The following is a 22,679-nucleotide window of genomic DNA, read 5'->3' on the forward strand; positions in this document are numbered from 1 at the left end:
TACATGAAATTTCCTGGTAAACGTAAGTCCAAACACTATTTTCCGGTGAATGCGCGCGACCCGCTGTTACAGCAGGCGCAACCCGAAAATGAAATTAGCACCTCTTATATCGTCGGTATCGATCAAACGCTGGTCGATATTGAAGCCAAAGTGGATGATGCGTTTGTTGAACGCTATGGCCTGAGCCTGGGTCACTCTCTGGTGATTGAAGATGACATCGCTGAGGCGCTGTATCAGGAATTAAACGATAAAAATCTGATTACCCACCAGTTCGCTGGTGGCACCATCGGCAATACGTTACACAATTACTCGGTGCTGGCGGACGATCGCTCCATCTTACTGGGCGTGATGTGCAGCAACATCAAAATTGGTAGCTACGCCTACCGCTATCTGTGTAATACCTCAAGCCGAACCGATCTCAACTATTTACAGGCGGTTGACGGCGCGATTGGCCGTTGTTTCACGCTGATCGGTGAAAGTGGTGAACGCACCTTTGCCATCAGCCCCGGCCAGATGAATCAATTGCAACCGGAAAGCATCCCGGAAGAGGTGATTGCTGGCGCTTCTGCGCTGGTGCTGACATCGTATCTGGTACGTTGTAAACCGGGGGAACCGATGCCGGCTGCCACGATGCAGGCGATTGAGTTTGCCAAAAAGTATGATGTGCCGGTGGTACTAACGCTCGGCACTAAATATGTGATTGCCGATAACCCGCAGTGGTGGCGCGATTTCTTGCGCGATAACGTGACGATCTTGGCGATGAACGAAGATGAAGCGTTAGAGCTGACCGGCTTAAGCGATCCGTTGACCGCATCCGATATGGCGCTGGAGTGGGTGGATCTGGTGCTGTGTACCGCTGGGCCGAATGGCTTGTATATGGCAGGATACACCGAAGACGCTAACAAGCGGCAGACGCAGCATCCGTTGCTACCGGGCCATATTCCCGAGTTCAACCTTTACGAATTCAGCCGCGCAATGCGACGTAAAGAGTGCGATAACCCATTCCGCATTTTTTCCCATATCGCGCCTTACATGGGTGGGCCAGAGAAAATCATGAACACCAATGGCGCGGGTGATGGCGCGCTGTCGGCGTTGTTGCATGATATTGCCGCCAATGGTTATCACCGCAATAACGTGCCGAACTCCAGCAAGCATGTACGCAGCTATCTGACCTACTCTTCATTGGCTCAGGTGTGTAAATACGCTAACCGTGTCAGCTACCAAGTGCTCAATCAGCACTCTCCACGCCTGACGCGCGGTTTACCTGAGCGGGAAGACAGCTTGGAAGAGTCTTACTGGGAGCGTTAAGCGTGCATTGATGGCCGGGCGTCGGCCAGCGCAGCGGCTCGCCAAACCAACCCCGGCAGACATGACGGCTTCAGCCGGGGTTAAATGACTATTACCGCTGCTTACTGTCCATATTGGGCAGTAAGGCGGTAATGATGCCGAGCAGCGGCAGGAAAGCACAGATTTTATAAACCAGCTCGATACTGGTGACATCGGCGACATAGCCCAATACTGCCGCACCTAATCCGCCCATCCCAAACGCAAATCCGAAGAATAATCCTGAAACCGTCCCGACTTTACCGGGAATTAACTCCTGAGCGTAGACCAGAATGGCCGAAAACGCCGATGCCAGAATAACGCCAATTATCACCGTGAGAATGCCGGTCCACGCCAGTGAAACGTAGGGTAACGCCAAGGTAAAGGGCGCGGCTCCCAGAATAGATGCCCAAATCACATATTTACGGCCAAATCTGTCACCGAGTGGGCCGCCAATGAGGGTGCCTGCGGCGACGGCGAACAAGAACGCAAACAGATGAAGCTGGGCATTTTGTATCGACACGCCAAACTTATGGATCAGATAAAAGGTGTAATAGCTGCTGATGCTGGCGAGATAAAAATATTTGCTGAAGATCAGTAGCAACAGAATGGTTAACGACAACGCCACGGTGCGTGTTGGCAGCGGTTTCAGCGTGGAATGGACTTTGGGCTTGCCCTGTGCCACACGCTGTTGCTGCTGATACCACTTGCTGACCTGTAATAACACCACTATCGCCAGTAATGCCGCCAAGGTAAACCACGCGACGTTGCCTTTACCATAAGGGGCGATAATCAGTGCAGCCAGCAAAGGGCCAAGCGAGCTGCCAAAGTTACCGCCAACCTGGAATAACGATTGTGCTAATCCATGTCGTCCGCCGGAGGCCATGCGCGCGACCCGAGAGGATTCCGGGTGGAATACTGAGGAGCCGGTGCCCACCAGCGCTGCCGCGATCAGCACCAATGGGAAGGTATTGGCCACCGAGAGCAACAGCAAACCACACAGCGTAAACCCCATGCCGATAGGCAACGAATAAGGCTGCGGATGTTTATCGGTGTAATAGCCGATCAGCGGTTGCAGTAACGAGGCGGTCAGTTGATAGGTCAGGGTGATCATGCCGATCTGCACGAAGCTGAGGTTAAAGTCTGATTGCAGAATCGGGTAAATCGCCAGAATGAGCGATTGGATCATGTCATTAAGCAGATGTGAAACGCTGATGGCACCCAGAATCGAAAAGGTCGTTCCTTTCACCGCGCGGCCCTGAGCCGCTGGCATAGCGGTATCGCTACGGTCCGTCATAAGATGGTTAGCCTGATAAGTTATCGAGAGACAAGCTCACATCTTAGGCAGATTATGGTTTTTTTGCCATAAGCGACATAATCTGACGCATATCGCAAAAATTTGAAATCAGATGTGATTGATTTACGTTACAATTTCGAACTCGTCACTATACCTGCCCGTCATTGATGATGCAGCGGCTGCGCTTCCGGTCACCTGATCGGGCTTCACTTGGCTAGGGCGTTGGGGATAGCACTGCTTATCATATGGAGATTCGCCATGCGTTTTTTGTTAAAAGCCACCGCCAGTGCGTTGGCCGTTTCCCTGAGTCTGTTGCCGGGGTTAGCCAGCGGCTGGGAAAAGGATAAAACCTATGAGATCACCATTTTGCATACCAACGATCATCACGGCCATTTCTGGCAGAACGATCACGGTGAATATGGTCTTGGGGCGCAAAAAACGCTGGTGGACAGTATCCGTCAAGAAGTGGCCGCGCAGGGCGGTAGCGTGCTGCTGTTATCGGGGGGCGATATTAATACCGGCGTGCCGGAATCAGACTTACAGGATGCGGAGCCAGATTTTCGAGGAATGAATCTGATCGGTTATGACGCGATGGCTATCGGCAACCATGAGTTCGATAATCCGCTAAGCGTGCTGCGCCAGCAGGAAAAGTGGGCGACCTTTCCACTGCTCTCCGCCAATATCTATCAAAAAAGTACCCAGCAACGGTTGTTCAAGCCTTATGCGTTGTTTGATAAGCAAGGCATCAAAATTGCGGTTATTGGCCTGACAACGGACGATACCGCCAAGATCGGTAACCCGGAGTTTTTCACCGATATTGAATTTCGCGTACCGGCGCAAGAAGCCAAACAGGTGGTAGAGCAGTTGCGCGAACAGGCGCAGCCAGACGTTATCATTGCGGCTACCCATATGGGGCACTACGATGACGGTAATCATGGTTCAAACGCCCCGGGCGATGTAGAAATGGCGCGTAGCCTACCCGCTGGCTATCTCGACATGATTGTTGGCGGCCACTCGCAGGATCCGGTGTGCATGGCTAATGAGAATCATAAACAAGTGGATTATGTGCCGGGCACGCCATGTTCCCCCGATCGTCAGAACGGTACGTGGATCGTACAGGCACATGAGTGGGGTAAATATGTCGGGCGTGCCGATTTTCAGTTTCGTAATGGCGAACTGACATTGAAACACTACCAACTGATCCCGGTGAATCTGAAGAAAAAGCTGGAGAAGGCCGACGGCAGCAGCGAACGGGTTTACTACACTCAGCAGATTCAGGAAGATCCCGGCATGATGAAGTTACTGACGCCGTTCCAAGAGAAGGGAAAAGCGCAACTGGGGATCAAAATTGGCAGTGTTAACGGCAAACTGGAAGGCGATCGCAGTAAAGTGCGTTTCGTGCAGACGAATTTGGCGCGGGTGCTGCTGGCGGCGCAAATGGAGCGTGCTAACGCAGATTTCGCTGTGATGAGCGGCGGTGGCGTACGGGATTCGATCGAGGCCGGTGATATTACCTACAAAAGCGTGTTGAAAGTGCAGCCGTTTGGTAACACATTGGTTTATGCCGACATGAAGGGCAGCGAAGTGGAGAACTATCTGGCGGTCGTGGCAAATATGAAGCCTGATTCCGGTGCCTATGCGCAGTTTGCCAATGTCAGTCTGGTCGCTGACGGCAACGGTGTCAGTGAGGTAAAAATCAATGGTGAACCGCTACAACAAGATAAAACTTACCGTATGGCGACGTTGAATTTCAATGCGTTGGGCGGTGACGGCTATCCGAAGATCGACGGCCTGCCAAGCTATGTGAATACCGGTTTTATCGACGCCGAAGTACTAAAGCAGTTTATTGAAACCCACTCGCCGTTAGATGCGGCTGCATTTGAGCCGAAGGGGGAGATTGTGCATCGTTAAAATCTGCAATCTGCAATCTGCAATCTGCAATCTGCGTAGGGGCGTAGCATGCTGCGCCCGCTAACATCCGTTTTAATAGGCTCGCCCGACGAGTCCGGTCAATCTTCACATTATCCTGTCTAACGAAGAACCCGGGGGCGTGCCAATCAGTCTCGCTTGGCAATATCGGCAAACGTACCGGAGAGTAAACGGCATAAATCGGTTGCCGACAGTTCAATATCCAATCCACGCTTGCCACCGGAAACGAAAATCGTGTCGAACTGTTGCGATAGCGTATCGATCACCGTCGGTAAGCGTTTTTTCTGTCCGAGTGGGCTTATGCCGCCCACTAAATAGCCGGTTACGCGCTGTGCCAGCACAGGATCGGCCATTTCGGCTTTTTTTGCCCCCAACGCTTTGGCAATTTTTTTCAAATCTAACTGACTGGCGACCGGTGTGACGGCCACTGCCAGGTGTTTCGCATCGCCATTCAGCGCCACCAACAGTGTTTTGTAGACCTGATCGGCGTTTAGCCCCAGTTTTTTCACCGCTTCATCACCAAAATGGGTTTCGTCGCTGTCGTGCTGGTAAGGATGGAGGGTAAAAGCGATCTTTTGTTTTTCAAGCAAAACCACTGCCGGCGTCATAATCTGTGTCCTAAGCTGAGCGCGTGCGGGAATGTAATACACATCACTAAAATTACAAAAATACGCTAAATGCAGCAACCTGCGTCACCAATAAAGAAAGCAGGTTGCCAATATATTCGCCGGGTTGCTACTCTGTCAGTTGTAACCGCTAACATGGTTGCTATGCGTATAACTAGAAAATTAGAAATTCCTCTTTGACTGGCCAATAGTGATATTGGCCATTTTTTTAGGCTATTTTCAGCATGTCGGGCAGGTTATCTTCCCCATACAAATGCAGCGCCCCCACGGCAACAACGTATTTTCCTGCGGGTAACGCCAGCAGTGTTTGTCGCCAGTTGCGGTTACGTTGCTGCATCAAGACATCATATAAATCGGCGCTAAAGGTGGCCGGCAGCGTTGCTAGCGTCTGAGTGGGCTTGGCATCCAGCCACCAACCGATCATGGTTTGCAATAGGCGCGCGTTGGTATGCCAATGTTCCAGCGTATCGCGCAGGAGCGCCATGCCGCCTTCCGGTAGTTTTTTCAGCATGCTGAGCTGTTCTGCCGCGCCTTCCAGCTCAATCACCGTTGTTTGCTGCTGTTTCGCCGCCTGCAACAGTTGGTAATCAATGCCATATTCAGCGCGCAGGCCAAGCCGTTGGGCTTGGCGCGCCTGCATCATCAGGGCAATCTGCCAACCGGGCAGGGAATCAAACAGCGCGGCATCTGCCCCCAGTTCTTGGCACAACGTCTGGAGTTGGCGATGTTCCTCAGCGCTTAGCCGCTCGGCCAGCAATGGTTGTTCGTCGGCATGATCAAACGGTGATGCCGAATCGGTGATATCGGCTTCCACAATGAGCGCGTCGGCCTGTTTTAATCGGCTGAGCAGTTTGGCGGGTAAGGGGGCCATATCAACCGTGCCCATGTGAATGCTACCGACTAAGTGGAGATGACGATCGCCGGGCAGCGTGATGTCTTGCGCCGGGTAGGCGTAACTCTCAGGGGAAAGCAGGCCGAGGAAAGCGGCGATGCGACGTAGCAGTTGACCCATACAGCGTGGCTCCTGATGATCCCGAGCGTTTCATCAACGCCGCGGGGAAAGCGTTTACCCCATGCTAAACGCTCTGTGGCAGACAAGAAAGCCTGAAAGTGGAAGGAATTATCTCAAAGAAAAGGGGCTCAGCGATGGGAGCCCCTCACGTATCACTGTTTAGGTTTAAATCGTAACAGCCGGTTGGCGTTACTGACCACGGTAATTGATGACAGTGCCATCGCTGCGCCTGCGACCACGGGGCTCAGCAGCGTCCCGGTCAGCGGGTACAGTGCACCTGCGGCAATCGGGATACCCAGCGTGTTGTAAATGAATGCGCCAAGCAGGTTTTGCTTCATGTTCCGCAACGTGGCTTTTGATAGCGCCAGCGCGTCGGCTACCCCGTTCAGGCTGTGGCGCATGAGCGTAATCGCTGCGGTTTCTATTGCGATATCACTGCCGCTGCCCATGGCGATGCCGACATCGGCCTGTGCCAGCGCGGGTGCGTCGTTAATACCGTCACCAACCATGGCGACGCGGTGCCCTTGAGCTTGTAATTGCTTAATGGCATCCGCTTTGCCGTCTGGCATCACGCCAGCAATGACGCGGTCAATCCCCGCCTCTTTGGCGATTGCCTTGGCGGTGATTGGGTTGTCGCCAGTCAACATCACCAACTGGTAGCCTTGCTGATGCAAGCGCTGTAACGCGGCTACGCTGTCGCTACGCAGTGGATCGCGAATGGCGATCAGCGCGGCGGGTTTACCGTCGGCCGCCAGCAGTACCGGCGTGATACCGCGCTCTGCCTGTTGTTGTAGCGCGTGGTCTAACTCTGCCGTAGCGACCTGATTATCTTGTAACAGCCGGACGTTGCCCAACAACAGTTTCACGCCGTTGGCTTCACCACTGACGCCCGCACCCCGCAAGGTACGGAACTGTTCAATCGGCGGCAGGCTCCGCCCTTCGGCATGCTCGACAATAGCGCGAGCGAGCGGGTGATTGGCGCCTTGTTCTAGCGCAGCCGCCCAGCACAATGCCTGTTGTTCACTGACCTGATTGAACGTGATGATTCCCACCACCCGCGGCTGGCCTTCGGTCAGCGTGCCGGTTTTATCGAACACCAGCGTATCTAAATTACTGGCCTGTTGCAGTGCATCCGCATCGCGTACCAGCACACCCAATTCGGCGGCGCGGCCGACACCCGAGATGATCGACATCGGTGTCGCCAAGCCGAGTGCGCAAGGGCAGGCGATGATCAATACTGTGGTGGCGATCACCAACGTGTAAACCAGTTGCGGCTGTGGACCAAAGAGATACCACATAGCGGCGCTGAACAGGGCAATCGCCACCACCGTTGGGACAAACACCGCAGAGATGCGGTCTGCCAGTTGGCCAATTTCCGGTTTACTGCTTTGTGCCTGCCGTACCAGTTTAATGATGCGCGCCAGCGTGGTTTTCGTGCCAATAGCCGCAGCGCGGAACAGTACACTACCGTCGTCGACCACGGTTCCTGCATGCACGGTATCACCGATGCCTTTTTGTTGCGGCACGGCTTCACCGGTCAACATCGCTTCATCGATCCACACTTCACCGTGAATAATCTCACCGTCAACGGGAACTCGGTCGCCCGTTGTCAGGCGTAGCGTCATGCCTAGCTGTACCTCCGCCAACGGGATACTCTGTTCACCGTTTTCTGTAACGACACGGGCGGTCGGCGGCGTCAGATCCAACAGCCGCTCCAGCGCCTGTGAGGAACGCTGGCGCGCGCGTTGTTCCATCGCATGGCCAAGGTTGATTAAACCGATGATCATCGCGCTGGCTTCGTAATAAAGATGCCGCGCCTCTGGCGGGAAAAAATTTGGCCACAGGTTGACGGCGATCGAATACAGCCATGCCGCGCCGGTGCCGAGGGCGACCAACGTATCCATGGTCGCACCACCGTTCATCAGCGCTCGCCAGGCATTGCGATAGAAGTGCCCGCCGGCGAATACCATCACAACCAGCGTAAGCAGGCCGACAATTAACCATGGCCATTGGCTTTGTGCCGTCAGTGACATGCTACCGCCCAGCAACCCCCATGCCATTAATGGGATACCGAGCGCCAGCCCTAACGCCGCCTGCCAGCGGAAACGCTTCATATTCGCCTGCGAGGTCTGCTGCTGGCGCTCACGGCGTTCGGTTTCATCTTGAATCATTTCCGCGCCGTAACCGGCTTTTTCGACGGCTGCGATCAACTGTTGCGGATCGGCATTACCGGTGATCAGTGCACTGCGTTCAGCCAAATTGACCCGCGCCTGCTCTACGCCAGCTACGCCTTGCAATGCCGTTTGTACTTTACTGACGCAACTGGCACAGCTCATGCCGCTGAGCAAAAGCTGTACGCTATCGTCGTCTTGATGCTGGATTGCCGGAGATAAACCCTGTGCCGCTGTCTGTGTTTCCGGCAACGAAGATGTTGCATCAGTCAACGGCTCAGTTTTTGGGTGGCTGTCTGCTCCTGCTTCGCTGGCATGATAGCCGGCTTGCTCCACCGCGTTAATCAGCTGCTGCGGCGTGGCATCGCCAGTCACCGTGGCGCTATCGATAGTGACGTCCACGGCGGTGACGCCCGGCACGGCTTCTAACGCTTTACGCGTATTGCCGACACAGTGCATACAGGACAGCCCCTGTAATGCCAGTACGGTAGTTTGTGACATAGTTGAGTTCCTTGCTTAAGAGTATTGATTAAGGCTTGACCGCCTCAACATTTTTCATTAAGAATGAGCTTAAACCTTACCGTCAGGGGAAGGTCAAGGAGCAAAAATGAATATTAGCGATGTTGCTAAAAAAACCGGTTTAACCAGTAAAGCCATTCGTTTTTATGAAGAGAAGGGCTTGGTTACCGCTCCAATCCGTACCGAAAATGGTTATCGCAGTTATAACCCCCGGCATATTGAAGAACTGACGTTATTGCGCCAGGCACGTCAGGTGGGTTTTAACCTTGAAGAGTGCCGCGAACTGGTGGCATTATTCAACGATCCCGCGCGGCATAGTGCGGATGTAAAAGCGCGTACCTTGCAGAAAGTCGCTGATATTGAAAAGCATATTCAGGAGCTGGGCGACATGCGCCTGCGGTTGTTGCAACTGGCTGAGCAGTGCCCGGGGGATGATGGCGCAGACTGCCCGATCATTAATAATCTGGCAGGCTGCTGTCATAATCATTAACGTTTTACGGCCCGAATCACCAGCGTTGCGCCTTCTACCGACACCACTTCAACGTCGGTTCCCACCGGTAAATCTTCTGCTGCTTGAGCGCGCCAACTGCTGTCACCAATATTGATGCGGCCCAGACCGTTGCGGATCGGTTCACTCAGTGTGGCGCGGGTGCCAATCAACTGACGATTACGTTGATTCAGCACCTGTACACCGCTGGTTATCACCGCGCGTTGCCGTAGCCAGTACCACCACAAATAGGCCGCCAACATCATCAGAATGGCGAACAGGAATCCCTGCCACTCCCAGCCTATCGCCGGCAACAACCAAACAATCGCACCGACCACCACGGCGGCGATGCCGCTCCATAACAGATAACCATTGGCTCCGAGCATTTCTGCGGCCAGTAGCAGGCCGCCGAGTGACAGCCAGAACCAGTGAGGATTCGCTGCAATGAGTTCAAGCATCATTACTTGCCTTTGCTGTCTTTCAGCAGTTCGGTGATACCGCCAATCGATCCGAGCAGGCTGCTGGCGTCAAGCGGCATCATCACCACTTTACTGTTATTCGCAGAGCCAATTTTCTGCAAGGCATCGGTATATTTTTGTGCAACGAAGTAGTTAACGGCCTGAATGTTGCCACTGGCGATGGCATCAGAAACCAGTTGTGTCGCGCGGGCTTCGGCTTCGGCGGCACGTTCGCGCGCTTCTGCCTGTAGGAACGCGGATTGTCGTTCGCCTTCTGCTTTCAGGATTTGAGACTGCTTATCCCCTTCGGCACGTAAAATCGCCGCCTGACGTACCCCTTCGGCTTCCAGAATGTCGGCACGTTTAGTTCGTTCCGCTTTCATTTGGGCGTTCATCGAGGCGACCAGTTCGGCAGGGGGACGCACATCGCGAATTTCGATACGGGTAATCTTAACGCCCCATGGGTTGGTGGCTTCGTCGACGATATGCAACAGACGGCTGTTGATGCTGTCACGTTGTGAAAGCATTTCGTCCAGTTCCATTGAGCCTAAAACGGTACGGAAGTTGGTCATGGTCAGATTAACAATCGCCAATTCAAGATTGCTAACTTCATACGCGGCACGCGCGGGATCGACCACTTGAATAAAACAGACTGCATCGATCGCCACGTTGGCGTTATCGCGCGAGATAATTTCCTGTGAAGGAATATCCAGCACTTGCTCCATCATATTGATTTTACGACCGATGCGATCCATGAATGGCACAACCAGATTTAGGCCGGGCATCAGGGTTTTGGTATAACGGCCGAAGCGCTCCACCGTCCATTGATAACCTTGCGGTACAATTTTGACGCCAGCAAAAACTACGATAAGCGCCACAATGATGATGATCGGTATCAGGGTAAACATGGCATAACCTCCTGTCAGACATATGTAAATAGATTTTACGTCACGCGTCGGGGAATGCCTAATGATTCAACCTCACGTCATGTTTAATTATTCCAATTTGGCATGTTGCTAATAATTTTAATTCATTTCATGACGTTCCCGTTCTTGGTTACAGTTTAGTTAACGCGGGTTTTCCGTTCAAAATTTTGTCATTTCAATTTGCGACTATGCTTTTTGAAACCTCTTTTACGGCAAGGATGGTTATGGACTCGATTAACATCAATGAATTGTCGCAGAATAAAGATCGCTGGTATGCGATCGTGGAAGAGATGCTCGCCGAAGCAGGTGTGCGTATTAACGGTAACCAGCCATCTGATATTAAAGTGAAAAACCCTGCGTTATTTAAACGTATCCTGCAAGAGGGGTCGTTGGGTTTTGGCGAGAGTTATATGGATGGCTGGTGGGATTGCGAACGGTTGGATATTTTATTTACCCGCATTCTGCAAGCCGGTATTGATAAACGTCTGCCGCAGAGTCTGACTGATATTGCGCGCATTGCTTATGCTCGGCTATTCAACCGGCAGTCGCGTAAGCGTGCCTGGCAGGTGGGCAAAGAGCATTATGACATTGGCAACGATCTGTTTAGCCAGATGCTCGATCCGTATATGCAATATTCCTGCGGCTATTGGAAAGACGCGCAAACGCTGGAACAGGCGCAGCAGAACAAACTGAAGATGATTTGCGAAAAGTTGCAGCTCAAGCCGGGTATGTCGCTGCTAGATATTGGCTGCGGGTGGGGTGGGTTAGCCCAGTACGCGGCAGAAAATTACGGTGTGAATGTCTATGGGGTCACTATCTCCGCGCAACAGCAAAAAATGGCGCAGCAGCGTTGTGCCGGGCTGGCGGTGGAGATTCTGCTACAAGATTATCGCGATCTTGATTTACAGTTCGATCGCATCGTTTCGGTTGGCATGTTTGAACACGTTGGGCCGAAAAACTACGAGACCTATTTCAGCGTGGTGGCGCGTAATCTAAAACCAGATGGTTTATTTTTACTGCATACCATCGGCTCTAACCAAACCGATCTGAATGTTGATGCTTGGATCGATAAATATATTTTCCCAAACGGCTGTTTACCGTCGGTGAAACATATTGCCGATGCCAGTGAGGGGCGGTTCGTGATGGAAGACTGGCACAATATTGGCGCAGATTACGATCGCACCCTGATGGCATGGTATGAGAATTTCAAACAGGCTTGGCCAACATTAGCCGATAATTACGGCGAGCGTTTCGAGCGGATGTTTACCTATTACTTAAACGCCTGCGCCGGGGCATTCCGTTCACGTAATATTCAGCTTTGGCAGGTGTTGTTTAGCCCACAAGGGGTTGCGGGGGGCGTACGGGTTTATCGCTAAGCGTCGTGCTCTTTTACTGGCTACGAGCGCGATTGCGGAAGTCGTGACGCGCCTGAAAAGGGAAGCCTCATTGCGAGGCTTCCTCTGCGGTTCTTTAGCTGAACAAGATATATCAGTACAGCAGCGCATACAGTTGGCGGCGATATTTAGCGGCCAGTGCATCGCCGGTGCCGAGTGCGGCGAGAATATCCATCAACGTTTTACGTGCGTTGCCATTAGCGGCAGCCAAATCTGTCTTCAAGTGCCCCATCAAGCGTTCCAGCGCTTCTTCATTGCGCCCAACCTGATGTAATTGCAACGCCAGTTGTACCGCCAGGTCGACGTTGGCGGGATCTTGTTCGACCTGCTGTTGTAGTTGCTGAATCTCAGGCGTGTCGGCAGCCTGTTTCATTAATTCAATCTGTGCCACCAGACCTTGATAGCGGGTATCACGATCTTGCAACGGGATGGTTGCTAACACGGCTTCGGCTTCATCAAGGCGGTTCAGCGTTAGTTGGGTTTCTGCCAACGTTAGGCCAATATCACCGCGTTGATTGCTACTCTGCCAGGCTTCGCGCAGCAGTGGCAGGGCATCAATGGCTTTGCCCTCTTGCAACAACTCATTAGCTTGCGCCAGTTTGAGATCCTCTTCTTTTGGCAGGAAGCGTTGCAGAAACTCGCGAATCACCTCTTCTGGCTGTGGCCCTTGGAAACCGTCTACTGGCTGGCCATCTTTAAACAAATAAACGGTTGGCAGCGATCGCAGCCCAAACTGCGCGGCGATGGCTTGTTCAACGTCGCAATCCAGCTTTGCCAGTATGAACTGACCCGCGTATTCCGCGGCCAATTTGTCCAACATCGGCGTGAGTTGCTGGCAGTGCTGGCTGCGTTCAGACCAGAAGTAAAACAGCACCGGAATGGACATCGATTGTTCCAACGTCTGATGCAGGTTAGTTTCGTTAATATCAATAACAGTCGGTGCTAGCATGAGTTTCTCTCTGATCTTGCGAGTCGATGTAAGACTAGGTGGGGGCAGGGGCGAGCCCCTTCAACCCCGGTAATGGAATTAACCGTTGCTGCGTAATAACCAGTCCAGCGCGCGGCCAGGCAAAATGCGGCGCAAGACGCTTAACGCGTGTGCCAACAAGGTGACGGGATAACGCAGTTTGGCTTTCGGGCTTTCAAGCGCGTGTCGCAGTTTCGGCAGCACCGCTTCTGGCGGCAATGTCAGACGTTTGGCAATGCTGGGGTTGTGTACCGGCCGATCGCTGCGCGTTTGGTTGACGTTTTGTGTGAAATGGGTGGTCAACGGGCCGGGCTCAATCAGGCTGACCTGAATGCCGGTGCCATGTAATTCCATGCGTAATGCATCAGACCAGGCTTCCAGCGCAAACTTGCTGGCGGCATAGGCACCGCGCCCGGCGCTGGAGACTAACCCCATCACTGAGCTGGTCTGAATAATACGCCCCTCGCCATGGGGCAACATGGCTGGCAGCAGTAATTGCGTTAACTGATGGGTGCCAAACAGATTCGTGGAAAACTGTTTCTCGAGTTGCTGGCGGGAGACGCCGCTGAGCGGGCCGTAAACGCCGAAACCGCCGTTGTTAAACAAGCCGTACAATCGCCCACCGGTCATGTCGATGACCTGTGCCGCTGCGCGTTCAACGCTGGCACTGTCGTCCAGATCCAGCTCAATGCCCTCCAGGCCAAACTGTTGCATATTTTCTACGTCCTGCGCTTTACGGCAGGCCGCCAATACGCGATACCCGCGTTGACGCAAATCCTGTGCTGCGATCAGGCCAATGCCACTTGAACAACCGGTTATTAATACCGCTTTTTGCATAACTTTACCTAGTGTACAACCCTATTTAGTGAGACTCATGTTTTACTAGTGGTTTCAGGCGTTCCGCCATCCAGTTGGCGATAAACGGCTGTGCATCCCGGTTGGGATGTAGCCCGTCGTCTTGCATCCACTCCGGTTTTAGCACGACTTGCTCCATAAAGAACGGTATCAACGGAATGTTGTACTGCTCGGCAAGTTTTGGGTAGATCGCGCTGAATGCCTCAGTATAACGGCGGCCGTAATTCGGCGGTATGTGGATTTGCATCAGCAGCGGCTGCGCTTTCGCCTGCTGCGTCAGGGTGATGATCTGGCTGAGATCGCGCTGTATCTCTGGTGCCGGGAAGCCGCGCAGGCCGTCATTGGCGCCCAGTTCAATTAGCACCCAGCGTGGTTTATGCTGTTTTAATAACGCAGGCAACCGTGCCAACCCTTGCGCGGCGGTATCGCCGCTGATGCTGGCATTAACCACCGAAGGTGTATCAGCGGCTGTCTGCCATTGATCGGCCATGAGCGTTGGCCAGGCTTGCGCCACCGGCAGACGATAACCGGCGCTGAGACTATCGCCAAGAATCAATAACGTATCGGCGGCAGCCGCACGTAAACCGAACACGCTTAACAGCAAAAGGAAAGGAAAATGCCAGCGGAAAACGTTCTTGAAGTTCATCATCTTAGTAAACACGTTGGTCAGGGTGAGCATCAGCTCACCATCCTTACCGGAGTCGAGCTGGTTGTCAAACCCGCACAAACAATTGCCTTGATTGGTGAGTCAGGTTCAGGCAAGTCAACCTTGCTGGGGATATTGGCCGGGTTGGACGATGGCAGCGCAGGTGATGTCCATTTATTGGGGGAATCGCTGACCGCCTTGGATGAGGAAGGCCGCGCCGCGCTGCGCGCCAAAAATGTGGGTTTTGTGTTCCAGTCATTCATGTTGGTACCAACGCTTAACGCGCTAGAAAATGTGCAATTGCCCGCGTTGTTGCGTGGGGAGAGCGATCGTCAAAGCCGTGAGCAGGCGCGACAACTGTTACAACAACTCGGGTTAGGTCAGCGTCTTAACCACTTGCCGGCACAGCTTTCCGGTGGCGAACAGCAGCGGGTTGCGCTGGCGCGCGCCTTTAGTGGTCGGCCACGGGTGTTGTTTGCCGATGAGCCGACCGGTAACCTCGATCGTCAAACCGGTGAACGGATTGCTGAACTGTTATTTTCGCTTAATCGTGACTTTGCTACCACCTTGATATTGGTGACGCATGACGAAACGCTGGCGGCGCGTTGCCAGCGACGCTTGCGCCTGCGCGAAGGCAAGCTGTGGGAGGAAGCATGATTGGGCGCTGGTTTTGGCGTGAGTGGCGTTCTCCGTCACTGTTGATTGTTTGGCTGGCGTTGACGCTGTCGGTTGCTTGTGTGCTGGCGCTGGGCAGCATCAGCGATCGAATGGATAAAGGGTTGAGCCAGCAAAGCCGTGACTTTATCGCTGGCGATCGGGTACTGCGCAGTGCGCGGCCGGTGCCGGCAGATTGGCTGCTGGCAGCAAAACAACAGGATTTACAGGTGAGTCGCCAACTGTCGTTTACGACGATGACTTACGCAGGCAATCGTCCCCAGTTGGTCAATGTTAAAGCGACCGATCTGGCTTATCCTCTGTATGGCTTACTCGAGACACGCCCAGCTAACGTTAAGCCTCAGCCTGGTACGGTATTAGTTGCCCCGCGTTTGTTGGCGCTGATGGCGATTAAGGTCGGCGATAACCTGGAGGTGGGCGACACGACATTGCGCATTGCCGGGGAAGTTATTCAAGAGCCAGACGCCGGTTTTAATCCTTTCCAGACCGCGCCGCGCATTCTCATCAATATGGCCGATGTTGACAAAACCGGGGCGGTGCAGCCGGGGAGCCGGCTAACCTATCGCTATATGTTTGCCGGCGCACCGGCAGATCTGACGCGTTACGAACAGCAGTTGATGCCGCAACTGCAAGCCGACCAACGATGGCAGGGGCCAGAAGATGCAGGCAGTGCGCTGGGTAAGTCACTGCAACGTTCGCAGCAATTCTTACTGTTATCGGCATTATTGACGCTGCTGCTGTCGATTGCCGCAGTGGCGGTGGCGATGAGCCATTATTGCCGCAGCCGTTACGATCTGATTGCGGTACTGAAAACCTTAGGCGCTGGGCGCAAAGCGTTGCGTCGTTTGATCATTGGGCAATGGCTGGCGGTATTGTCGTTGGCGGCCGCGTGCGGCAGTGCGATCGGGCTGGCATTTGAAGCGCTGTTAATCCGTTTGTTGGCACCGGTGTTACCGAGTGAGCTGCCTGCGGCTGGTGGCTGGCCGTGGCTGTGGTCGATGGGGGCGCTGGTGCTGATCTCTGTGCTGGTGGGTATACGGCCGTATCGTCAGCTGCTGGCAACTCAGCCGTTGCGCGTGTTACGGCGTGATGTGGTGGCTAACGTCTGGCCATTGCGCTATTTCTTGCCGGTCACCGCCGTGGTGGTGGTGGTATTGCTGACGGTGCTGATGGGAGCCAGCACACTTTTGTGGTCAATCTTGGCCGGTATGGTGGTGTTGGCGTTACTGTTGGGTGGCATTGGCTGGGGCAGTTTACTGTTGCTGCGTCGTATCACCGTGCGTAACTTGGCGTTGCGGCTGGCGATCAATCGTCTGTTGCATCAGCCGTGGGTGACGGTTAGCCAACTGGCGGCGTTTTCGTTGTCATTCATGTTGCTGGCGTTACTGCTGGTACTGCGCGGGGATTTACTGGATCGTTGGCAACAACAGTTACCGCCGGAGACGCCGAATTATTTCTTACTCAACATGACAGGCGAACAGGTACCGCAGGTGAAGGCATTCCTGCAACAGCAGCAGGTCGCGCTGGAAACTTTCTATCCGATTGTGCGGGTACGACTGACGGAAATAAACCAAGAGGCAGCGACCGAACGGGTACATGAAGACGATCCTGGCGGCGAGGCCGTAAACCGTGAGCTGAATCTCACCTGGTTGGCAGAGCGACCGGCGCATAACCCCTTGACGGCGGGTGATTGGCCACCGAAAACCGGCGAAGTGTCGATGGATGAAGGCGTGGCTGAACGATTAAACGTTAAGCTGGGCGATACGTTGACGTTCAGTGGGGATACGCAATCATTTAACGCCAAAGTGACCAGCCTGCGGCAGGTAGATTGGGAAAGCTTAAAGCCAAACTTCTACTTTATTTTCCCGCCGGGCGCGCTCGACGGTCAACCGCAAACTTGGCTGACCAGCTTCCGCTATGACGGCGACGGCAGCATGCTCACGCAATTAAATCGTCAATTTCCGACGCTCAGCCTACTGGATATTGGTTCAATCCTGCAACAGATTAGCGGCGTTTTGCAGCAGGTAAGCCGTGCTCTGGAAGTGATGGTGGTCTTGGTGGTGATCTGCGGCGGTTTATTGTTGCTGGCACAGGTGCAGGTTGGTATGCGACAACGGCGGCAGGAACTGGTGGTTTATCGCACCTTGGGTGCCGGTAAACGTCTGTTGCGCAGCACGCTATGGTGTGAGTTTGCGCTGCTCGGGTTTGTGGCGGGGATTGCCGCCGCCGTCGGCGCGGAGGCGGCACTGTGGTTGTTGCAAAGCCGCGTGTTCGACTTCCCGTGGCAGCCGACGCCGATATTGTGGTGGTCATTACCGGCATTGAGTGCGCTGCTGCTGTCGCTGTGTGGCGGTTGGCTGGGTGTGCGTTTGCTGCGCGGTCAGGCGCTGTTTCGCAGTTATCAGGATTAACCACGTTATTTTAGCTGGGTAAATGCGGGCGCAGCCATGCTACGCCCCTACATGCACGGCAAAGTCATCGGGCTAGACGTAGTAGTGAAGAGTTTCGCCTGAGTTAAACGAATGCGAGTGAGGGCGGGCGCAGCCATGCTACGCCCGGGTAATGGTACCAGCGATACCGATTACAAAAGCTGTTGTTGGGCCCAGGCCAAACCACTGTGATAGTCGGGCGGCAGCAGTGGTGCGAGTTGCTGTAGCGTGTGTTTCAACGCGCTCGCCTCGGGATTGTTGAGATTTATGTGCCCGACCTTACGGCCTTCGCGAACTTCTTTGTCATACCAATGCAAATGTACCAGCGGCAACGCCAGCCACGCGTTGTTCACTTGCGTACCAATCAGGTTGATCATGACTGACGGTGTATTGACCACCGGCGTTGGCAGTGGCAGGCCGAGGATCGCCCGCAGGTGCAGTTCGAATTGGCTGATTGACGCGCCATTTTGCGTCCAGTGGCCGCTGTTGTGTACGCGCGGTGCCAATTCGTTAATCAGCAGATGATCACCGACGATAAAACACTCCATCGCCATGACGCCGACGTAATTTAGCGCATTGAGGATCGCCGAGAGCATTTGCTCAGCTTGTTGTTGCAGTGCCGGGTTTGGCGTGGGTAATGCCACGCTGGTGCGCAGAATACCGTCTTCATGCAGGTTGTGGGTTAGCGGGTAAAATACGCATTGGCCATCGTGGCCGCGTGCGCCGACCAGTGATACTTCACCAGAAAAATTAATGCCTTGCTCGACGATGCATTCACCGTAGGCATCGTCAGGCAACAGGTTCTGCTGGCCTGGACGCAAGCGCCATTGCCCGCGTCCGTCGTAGCCGCCAACGCGGCGTTTGACTATTGCCAGTTCGCCCAGCTGGCTAAATATCTGCGGCCACTCAGCGGCATCCGTCAGCAGTTGCCACGGTGCGGTCGCTAAGTTGAGCTGGTCGAGCAACTGTTTTTGCGTGAGGCGATCGGCCAACCGCGGGAAGATATCGCGATTAACGAAGCTGTTGTGCGTTGCCAGTTCGCGCGTGAGTGCCGTTTCCGGCCAGCGCTCAATTTCAGCGGTAATCACACTGTTTTGATAAGGGACAGCTTCCGGTTCGGCGTCTAATCCGACGGGATAAACGGCGATGCCTAAGGGTTCACCCGCTTGGCGCAGCATACGCCCCAACTGACCATTGCCTAATACACAGACCGGCTTCATGCTTCCTCCCTGGGATCTGGGTTGTTCAGCACCTCATCCGTTTGCGATTGACGCCACTCGGCCAGACGTTGCGCCAGTGCGGTATCGTGCAGTGCCACAATCTGCGCCGCCAGTAACGCGGCATTTGTTGCGCCAGCCTTGCCAATCGCCAGCGTACCGACCGGAATGCCGCGCGGCATCTGGACGATGGAATACAGGCTATCAACGCCGCTCAACGCTGCGCTCTGCACCGGCACACCCAGCACCGGAACGAGTGTTTTCGCCGCCAGCATACCTGGCAAGTGCGCGGCACCGCCGGCTCCGGCGATAATCACATCAAAGCCGTTGCGACTCGCCTGTTCGGCAAAGCTGAACAGTTTATCCGGCGTACGGTGGGCGGAAACGACTTCGACGTGGAACGGGACATCAAGCGAGGTCAGAATATCGGCCGCGAATTGCATGGTGGCCCAGTCACTTTTGGATCCCATTACAATTGCGATTTTAGCCCCAGCATTGGTGGCTGAAGCAGCGTTGGCTCCCATGGGTGTAAGGCTCCTGTAGAGTGTACCAGCGTCGGCCTGTTGTCTACGACGGCAGACCGTTTTAGGGCGTAGAGCATATCATGGGTAAACGGCAAGGAAAACGGTTGCGTCGAGGGTTTTCACCGTCAAAATCGCGAAATTTTTACCGCGGCGGTGAGTCAGTCATTTGAAAGGGAAAGGCAATCAGCTCGACGGCATCGGCGCTGACTTTAATCATCGAGCCTTCAACGTGCCAGGCACCTAACACTGCGCGGTGCGCGTCGCCAGAGCTCAATGACAATTTGTGCACGGCAGGGCGATGCGTATGGCCATGAATCATCCAATGCACATTGTGGCGGACCATCGCCTGCTCAACAGCTTGCGGATTGACATCCATGATCTCCAATGATTTATGCTGATTACTTTGCTGACTGCGCGCCCGCATATTGGCGGCAATCTTCAAGCGCCAGCGCAAAGGCAGGGCGAGGAATAGCCGTTGAATCCACCGTTTATGCACTTTGTGGCGGAATTCCTGATATGCCCGATCGTCGGTACACAGCGTATCGCCATGCAGGATCAAGATGCGTCGGCCGTACAGTTCGATAACCTGTTCTTCAGGCAGCAGTATCATGCCGCTGGCTTTGGCAAAGCGTTGACCGAGCAGGAAATCACGGTTGCCGTGGATGAAATAGCAGGGAACACCGGCGCGTTGCAGCGTGTTCAATGCCGCGGCGATCTCGCCGTGCAACGGTTCGGGATCGTCGTCGCCAATCCACGCTTCAAACAAATCGCCAAGAATATATAGCGCATCCGCATGGACTGCTTCTTGCTGCAAAAAACGCAGAAAACCGGCAGTAATTGCCGGTTCCTGTGCGCTGAGATGCAAATCTGCGATGAACAAGGTGCTCATGCAGTTGCGATTACTCGCTGACGCTAACGCGGGTGATGACCACGTCTTCAACAGGCACGTCTTGGTGCATGCCGCTGCGGCCGGTTTTCACGCCTTTAATGGTGTTGACGACGTCCATACCTTCAACGACTTCAGCAAATACGCAGTAACCCCAGCCTTGCGCGTTCTCGCCACGGAAGTTCAGGAAGTCGTTATCTGCGACGTTAATGAAGAACTGGGCAGTCGCAGAGTGCGGATCGTTGGTGCGTGCCATCGCCAAGGTACCAACGGTGTTTTTCAGACCGTTGTTTGCTTCGTTTTTGATTGGCGCCTGCGTGTTTTTCTGGTTCATGCCCGGCTCAAAACCACCGCCTTGAACCATAAAGCCATTGATAACACGGTGGAAAATAGTGTTGTCGTAGAAACCTGCGCGGCAATAGTTCAGGAAGTTTTCAACGGTGACCGGTGCTTTGTCTGCGAAGGTCTTGATGACGATGTCGCCGTGATTGGTGTGGAAAGTAACCATAGTTTTAATCCTAACAAGGTGAAGTGAGATGCCACATATATACCCTAAATAATTCGCGTTGCAGGAAGGCGGCAAGGACGTGAATCCCGATGAGCTTACTGTGGTAAGTGATTCGGGGGAACGAGCGCAGCCAACACACATGCAACGTGAAGTATGACGGGTATAAAGGTGTGAACAATCAGACCGACTTTATAACATATCTCTATTAATGAGTCAGTAGTGGGCAGCATAGGCCGTTGCTGATGGCGGTTTTGTTAGACTAAAGTACGAAATGAAGCTTGATTTTAGGTACTTTTTGGCCGCCATATACAGCAAAGCGTGGCCTTAACCTTGCATTAGATCGGCCTTCGCGGTTCAATACGCTGATTCTATTTTTAACACTGTTACTACGCACACCACGGAATGTCCCGATGCTAAAGATATTTAATACCCTGAGTCGTCAGAAAGAGGAATTTAAACCTATTCATGCCGGAAAGGTCGGTATGTATGTGTGCGGGGTAACTATCTATGACCTGTGTCACATTGGTCACGGACGCACCTTTGTTGCTTTTGACGTGGTGGCGCGTTACCTGCGTTATCTCGGTTATGACTTGAACTATGTGCGTAACGTGACGGATGTGGATGATAAGATCATCCGCCGGGCGGCTGAAAACGGTGAGACCTGCGATCAATTGACCAGCCGTATGCTGGCTGAAATGCACGCCGACTTCGACGCGTTGCTGATCGAACGCCCGGATCAAGAGCCGCGAGCTACACAGCATATTGCCGAGATCATCGAAATTACTCAGCGTTTGATCGCGCGCGATCACGCCTATGTTGCCAGTAATGGCGACGTGATGTTTGCCATCGACAGCGATCCTGACTACGGCTTGCTGTCACGTCAGGATCTGGAACAATTACAAGCCGGTGCGCGTGTTGAAGTGGACGATGTGAAACGCAATCCGATGGACTTTGTATTGTGGAAAATGTCCAAGCCGGGTGAACCTAGCTGGCCGTCACCGTGGGGTGAAGGCCGACCAGGCTGGCACATCGAATGTTCTGCGATGAACGGCAAACAACTCGGAACGCATTTCGATATTCACGGTGGCGGTTCAGATCTGATGTTCCCGCACCACGAAAACGAAATTGCCCAATCCAGCTGTGCTCATGATGGCCCTTACGTCAATTACTGGATGCACTCTGGTATGGTGATGATCGACAAAGAGAAGATGTCTAAATCACTGAACAACTTCTTCACCATTCGTGACGTTTTGAACTATTACGATGCGGAAACCGTACGTTACTTCTTGATGTCCGGGCACTATCGCAGCCAGTTGAACTACAGCGAAGAAAACCTGAAGCAAGCGCGTGCATCGCTGGAACGTTTATATACCGCACTGCGCGGCACTGACGCGTCGGCGGCGCCGGCTGGCGGTGAGGCATTCGAAACACGTTTCCGTGAAGCGATGGACGACGATTTCAATACGCCAGAAGCGTACTCCGCACTGTTTGATTTGGCGCGTGAAGTGAACCGCCTGAAGAGCGAAGATGCGGCGGCCGCCAATGCGCTGGCCGCTGAATTGCGTAAATTAGCTAAGGTGCTCGGTTTGTTGCAACAGGAGCCGGAAGCTTTCTTGCAAAGCGGTGCGCAAGCAGACGACGGGGAAGTGGCAGAGATTGAAGCGTTGATTAAACAACGTAACGATGCACGTAAAGCCAAGGATTGGGCACTGGCGGATTCTGCCCGCGACCGTTTGAACGAGATGGGCATCGTGCTGGAAGACGGTGCCCAAGGCACCACCTGGCGGCGCAAGTAGTTAGCCAGGTTGTCCGTATAAATAACCGGTTGGC

Annotated in this window: 19 protein-coding genes and 1 pseudogene; 7 read left to right on the forward strand and 13 right to left on the reverse strand. The window is 53.8% G+C overall.

Annotation, left to right across the window (positions count from 1 at the left end):
- Positions 1-3: 3 nt before the first annotated feature.
- Positions 4-1,308 carry an inosine/guanosine kinase gene (locus tag ACQKDS_RS02280; RefSeq protein WP_399665271.1) on the forward strand — a complete coding sequence of 435 codons (1,305 nt, stop codon included), beginning with the start codon at positions 4-6 and terminating at the stop codon, positions 1,306-1,308.
- Between the two features lie 91 nt (positions 1,309-1,399).
- Here ACQKDS_RS02280 and ACQKDS_RS02285 read toward each other — a convergent pair whose 3' ends face one another.
- Positions 1,400-2,620, reverse strand: a complete 1,221-nt coding sequence (locus ACQKDS_RS02285) for an MFS transporter (protein WP_399665274.1) — start codon at positions 2,618-2,620, stop codon at positions 1,400-1,402.
- Positions 2,621-2,878: 258 nt separating this feature from the next.
- Between ACQKDS_RS02285 and ushA the strand changes: the two genes are divergently transcribed.
- Entirely contained in the window at positions 2,879-4,531 is a 1,653-nt protein-coding gene (gene ushA / locus ACQKDS_RS02290) for a bifunctional UDP-sugar hydrolase/5'-nucleotidase UshA (protein ID WP_399665277.1), read from the forward strand.
- Positions 4,532-4,677: 146 nt separating this feature from the next.
- On the opposite strand, the gene ybaK is transcribed toward ushA, so the two are convergent.
- From ybaK to copA, 3 genes and pseudogenes are all read right to left on the reverse strand, one after another.
- Positions 4,678-5,157 carry a Cys-tRNA(Pro)/Cys-tRNA(Cys) deacylase YbaK gene (gene ybaK / locus ACQKDS_RS02295; protein WP_399665280.1) on the reverse strand — a complete coding sequence of 160 codons (480 nt, stop codon included), beginning with the start codon at positions 5,155-5,157 and terminating at the stop codon, positions 4,678-4,680.
- A gap of 226 nt (positions 5,158-5,383) precedes the next feature.
- Entirely contained in the window at positions 5,384-6,187 is an 804-nt protein-coding gene (locus ACQKDS_RS02300; protein WP_399665283.1) for a TraB/GumN family protein, read from the reverse strand.
- 152 nt (positions 6,188-6,339) lie between these two features.
- Positions 6,340-8,847, reverse strand: a pseudogene (gene copA, locus ACQKDS_RS02305) (copper-exporting P-type ATPase CopA); the annotation flags it as partial.
- A 118-nt stretch (positions 8,848-8,965) separates the two neighbouring features.
- Here copA and cueR point away from each other — a divergent pair.
- Positions 8,966-9,367, forward strand: a complete 402-nt coding sequence (cueR, locus tag ACQKDS_RS02310; RefSeq protein WP_399665285.1) for a Cu(I)-responsive transcriptional regulator — start codon at positions 8,966-8,968, stop codon at positions 9,365-9,367.
- Here the strand turns inward: cueR and ACQKDS_RS02315 are convergent.
- Together ACQKDS_RS02315 and ACQKDS_RS02320 are read right to left on the reverse strand one after the other, a co-directional pair.
- Positions 9,364-9,822: an NfeD family protein gene (locus ACQKDS_RS02315; protein WP_399666193.1), complete on the reverse strand. Its 459-nt coding sequence runs from the start codon at positions 9,820-9,822 to the stop codon at positions 9,364-9,366. The two genes, cueR and ACQKDS_RS02315, sit on opposite strands and share 4 nt — an antisense overlap.
- Before the next feature lie 2 nt (positions 9,823-9,824).
- A complete protein-coding gene (locus tag ACQKDS_RS02320; protein ID WP_399665288.1) occupies positions 9,825-10,730 on the reverse strand; it encodes an SPFH domain-containing protein in 906 nt (301 codons plus the stop codon).
- Positions 10,731-10,972: 242 nt separating this feature from the next.
- On the opposite strand from ACQKDS_RS02320, the gene cfa reads away from it, so the two are divergent.
- Complete coding sequence (gene cfa, locus ACQKDS_RS02325) at positions 10,973-12,124, forward strand: cyclopropane fatty acyl phospholipid synthase (protein WP_399665291.1); 1,152 nt, start codon at positions 10,973-10,975, stop codon at positions 12,122-12,124.
- A 112-nt stretch (positions 12,125-12,236) separates the two neighbouring features.
- Here cfa and ACQKDS_RS02330 read toward each other — a convergent pair whose 3' ends face one another.
- The 3 genes from ACQKDS_RS02330 to tesA form a co-directional block, all read right to left on the reverse strand.
- On the reverse strand, positions 12,237-13,091 hold the full coding sequence (locus tag ACQKDS_RS02330; protein WP_399665293.1) for a co-chaperone YbbN: 855 nt from the start codon (positions 13,089-13,091) through the stop codon (positions 12,237-12,239).
- A 78-nt stretch (positions 13,092-13,169) separates the two neighbouring features.
- A complete protein-coding gene (locus ACQKDS_RS02335; RefSeq protein ID WP_399665296.1) occupies positions 13,170-13,946 on the reverse strand; it encodes an SDR family oxidoreductase in 777 nt (258 codons plus the stop codon).
- 25 nt (positions 13,947-13,971) lie between these two features.
- Positions 13,972-14,610, reverse strand: coding sequence for a multifunctional acyl-CoA thioesterase I/protease I/lysophospholipase L1 (tesA, locus tag ACQKDS_RS02340; RefSeq protein WP_399666196.1), 639 nt, complete (start codon positions 14,608-14,610; stop codon positions 13,972-13,974).
- On the opposite strand from tesA, the gene ybbA reads away from it, so the two are divergent.
- Positions 14,581-15,267: a putative ABC transporter ATP-binding protein YbbA gene (ybbA, locus tag ACQKDS_RS02345; protein ID WP_399665299.1), complete on the forward strand. Its 687-nt coding sequence runs from the start codon at positions 14,581-14,583 to the stop codon at positions 15,265-15,267. The genes tesA and ybbA overlap by 30 nt on opposite strands.
- A complete protein-coding gene (gene ybbP / locus ACQKDS_RS02350; protein WP_399665302.1) occupies positions 15,264-17,696 on the forward strand; it encodes a putative ABC transporter permease subunit YbbP in 2,433 nt (810 codons plus the stop codon). Before ybbA ends, ybbP begins: the two co-directional genes overlap by 4 nt.
- Positions 17,697-17,866: 170 nt before the next feature.
- Here ybbP and purK read toward each other — a convergent pair whose 3' ends face one another.
- From purK to ppiB, 4 genes are all read right to left on the reverse strand, one after another.
- Positions 17,867-18,934 carry a 5-(carboxyamino)imidazole ribonucleotide synthase gene (gene purK, locus ACQKDS_RS02355; RefSeq protein ID WP_399665304.1) on the reverse strand — a complete coding sequence of 356 codons (1,068 nt, stop codon included), beginning with the start codon at positions 18,932-18,934 and terminating at the stop codon, positions 17,867-17,869.
- A complete protein-coding gene (gene purE, locus ACQKDS_RS02360) occupies positions 18,931-19,455 on the reverse strand; it encodes a 5-(carboxyamino)imidazole ribonucleotide mutase (protein WP_399665307.1) in 525 nt (174 codons plus the stop codon). Before purE ends, purK begins: the two co-directional genes overlap by 4 nt.
- Positions 19,456-19,597: 142 nt before the next feature.
- Positions 19,598-20,344, reverse strand: coding sequence for a UDP-2,3-diacylglucosamine diphosphatase (locus ACQKDS_RS02365; protein WP_399665310.1), 747 nt, complete (start codon positions 20,342-20,344; stop codon positions 19,598-19,600).
- Positions 20,345-20,354: 10 nt separating this feature from the next.
- The gene (ppiB, locus tag ACQKDS_RS02370) at positions 20,355-20,849 is read right to left on the reverse strand and encodes a peptidylprolyl isomerase B (RefSeq protein WP_399665313.1); all 495 of its coding nucleotides are present in this window, start codon (positions 20,847-20,849) and stop codon (positions 20,355-20,357) included.
- Positions 20,850-21,259: 410 nt separating this feature from the next.
- On the opposite strand from ppiB, the gene cysS reads away from it, so the two are divergent.
- A complete protein-coding gene (gene cysS, locus ACQKDS_RS02375; protein ID WP_399665316.1) occupies positions 21,260-22,645 on the forward strand; it encodes a cysteine--tRNA ligase in 1,386 nt (461 codons plus the stop codon).
- The last annotated feature ends 34 nt before the right edge of the window (positions 22,646-22,679 follow it).

Source organism: Serratia sp. NPDC078593 (genome assembly GCF_050268245.1).
Lineage (GTDB): Bacteria > Pseudomonadota > Gammaproteobacteria > Enterobacterales > Enterobacteriaceae > JBNNGK01.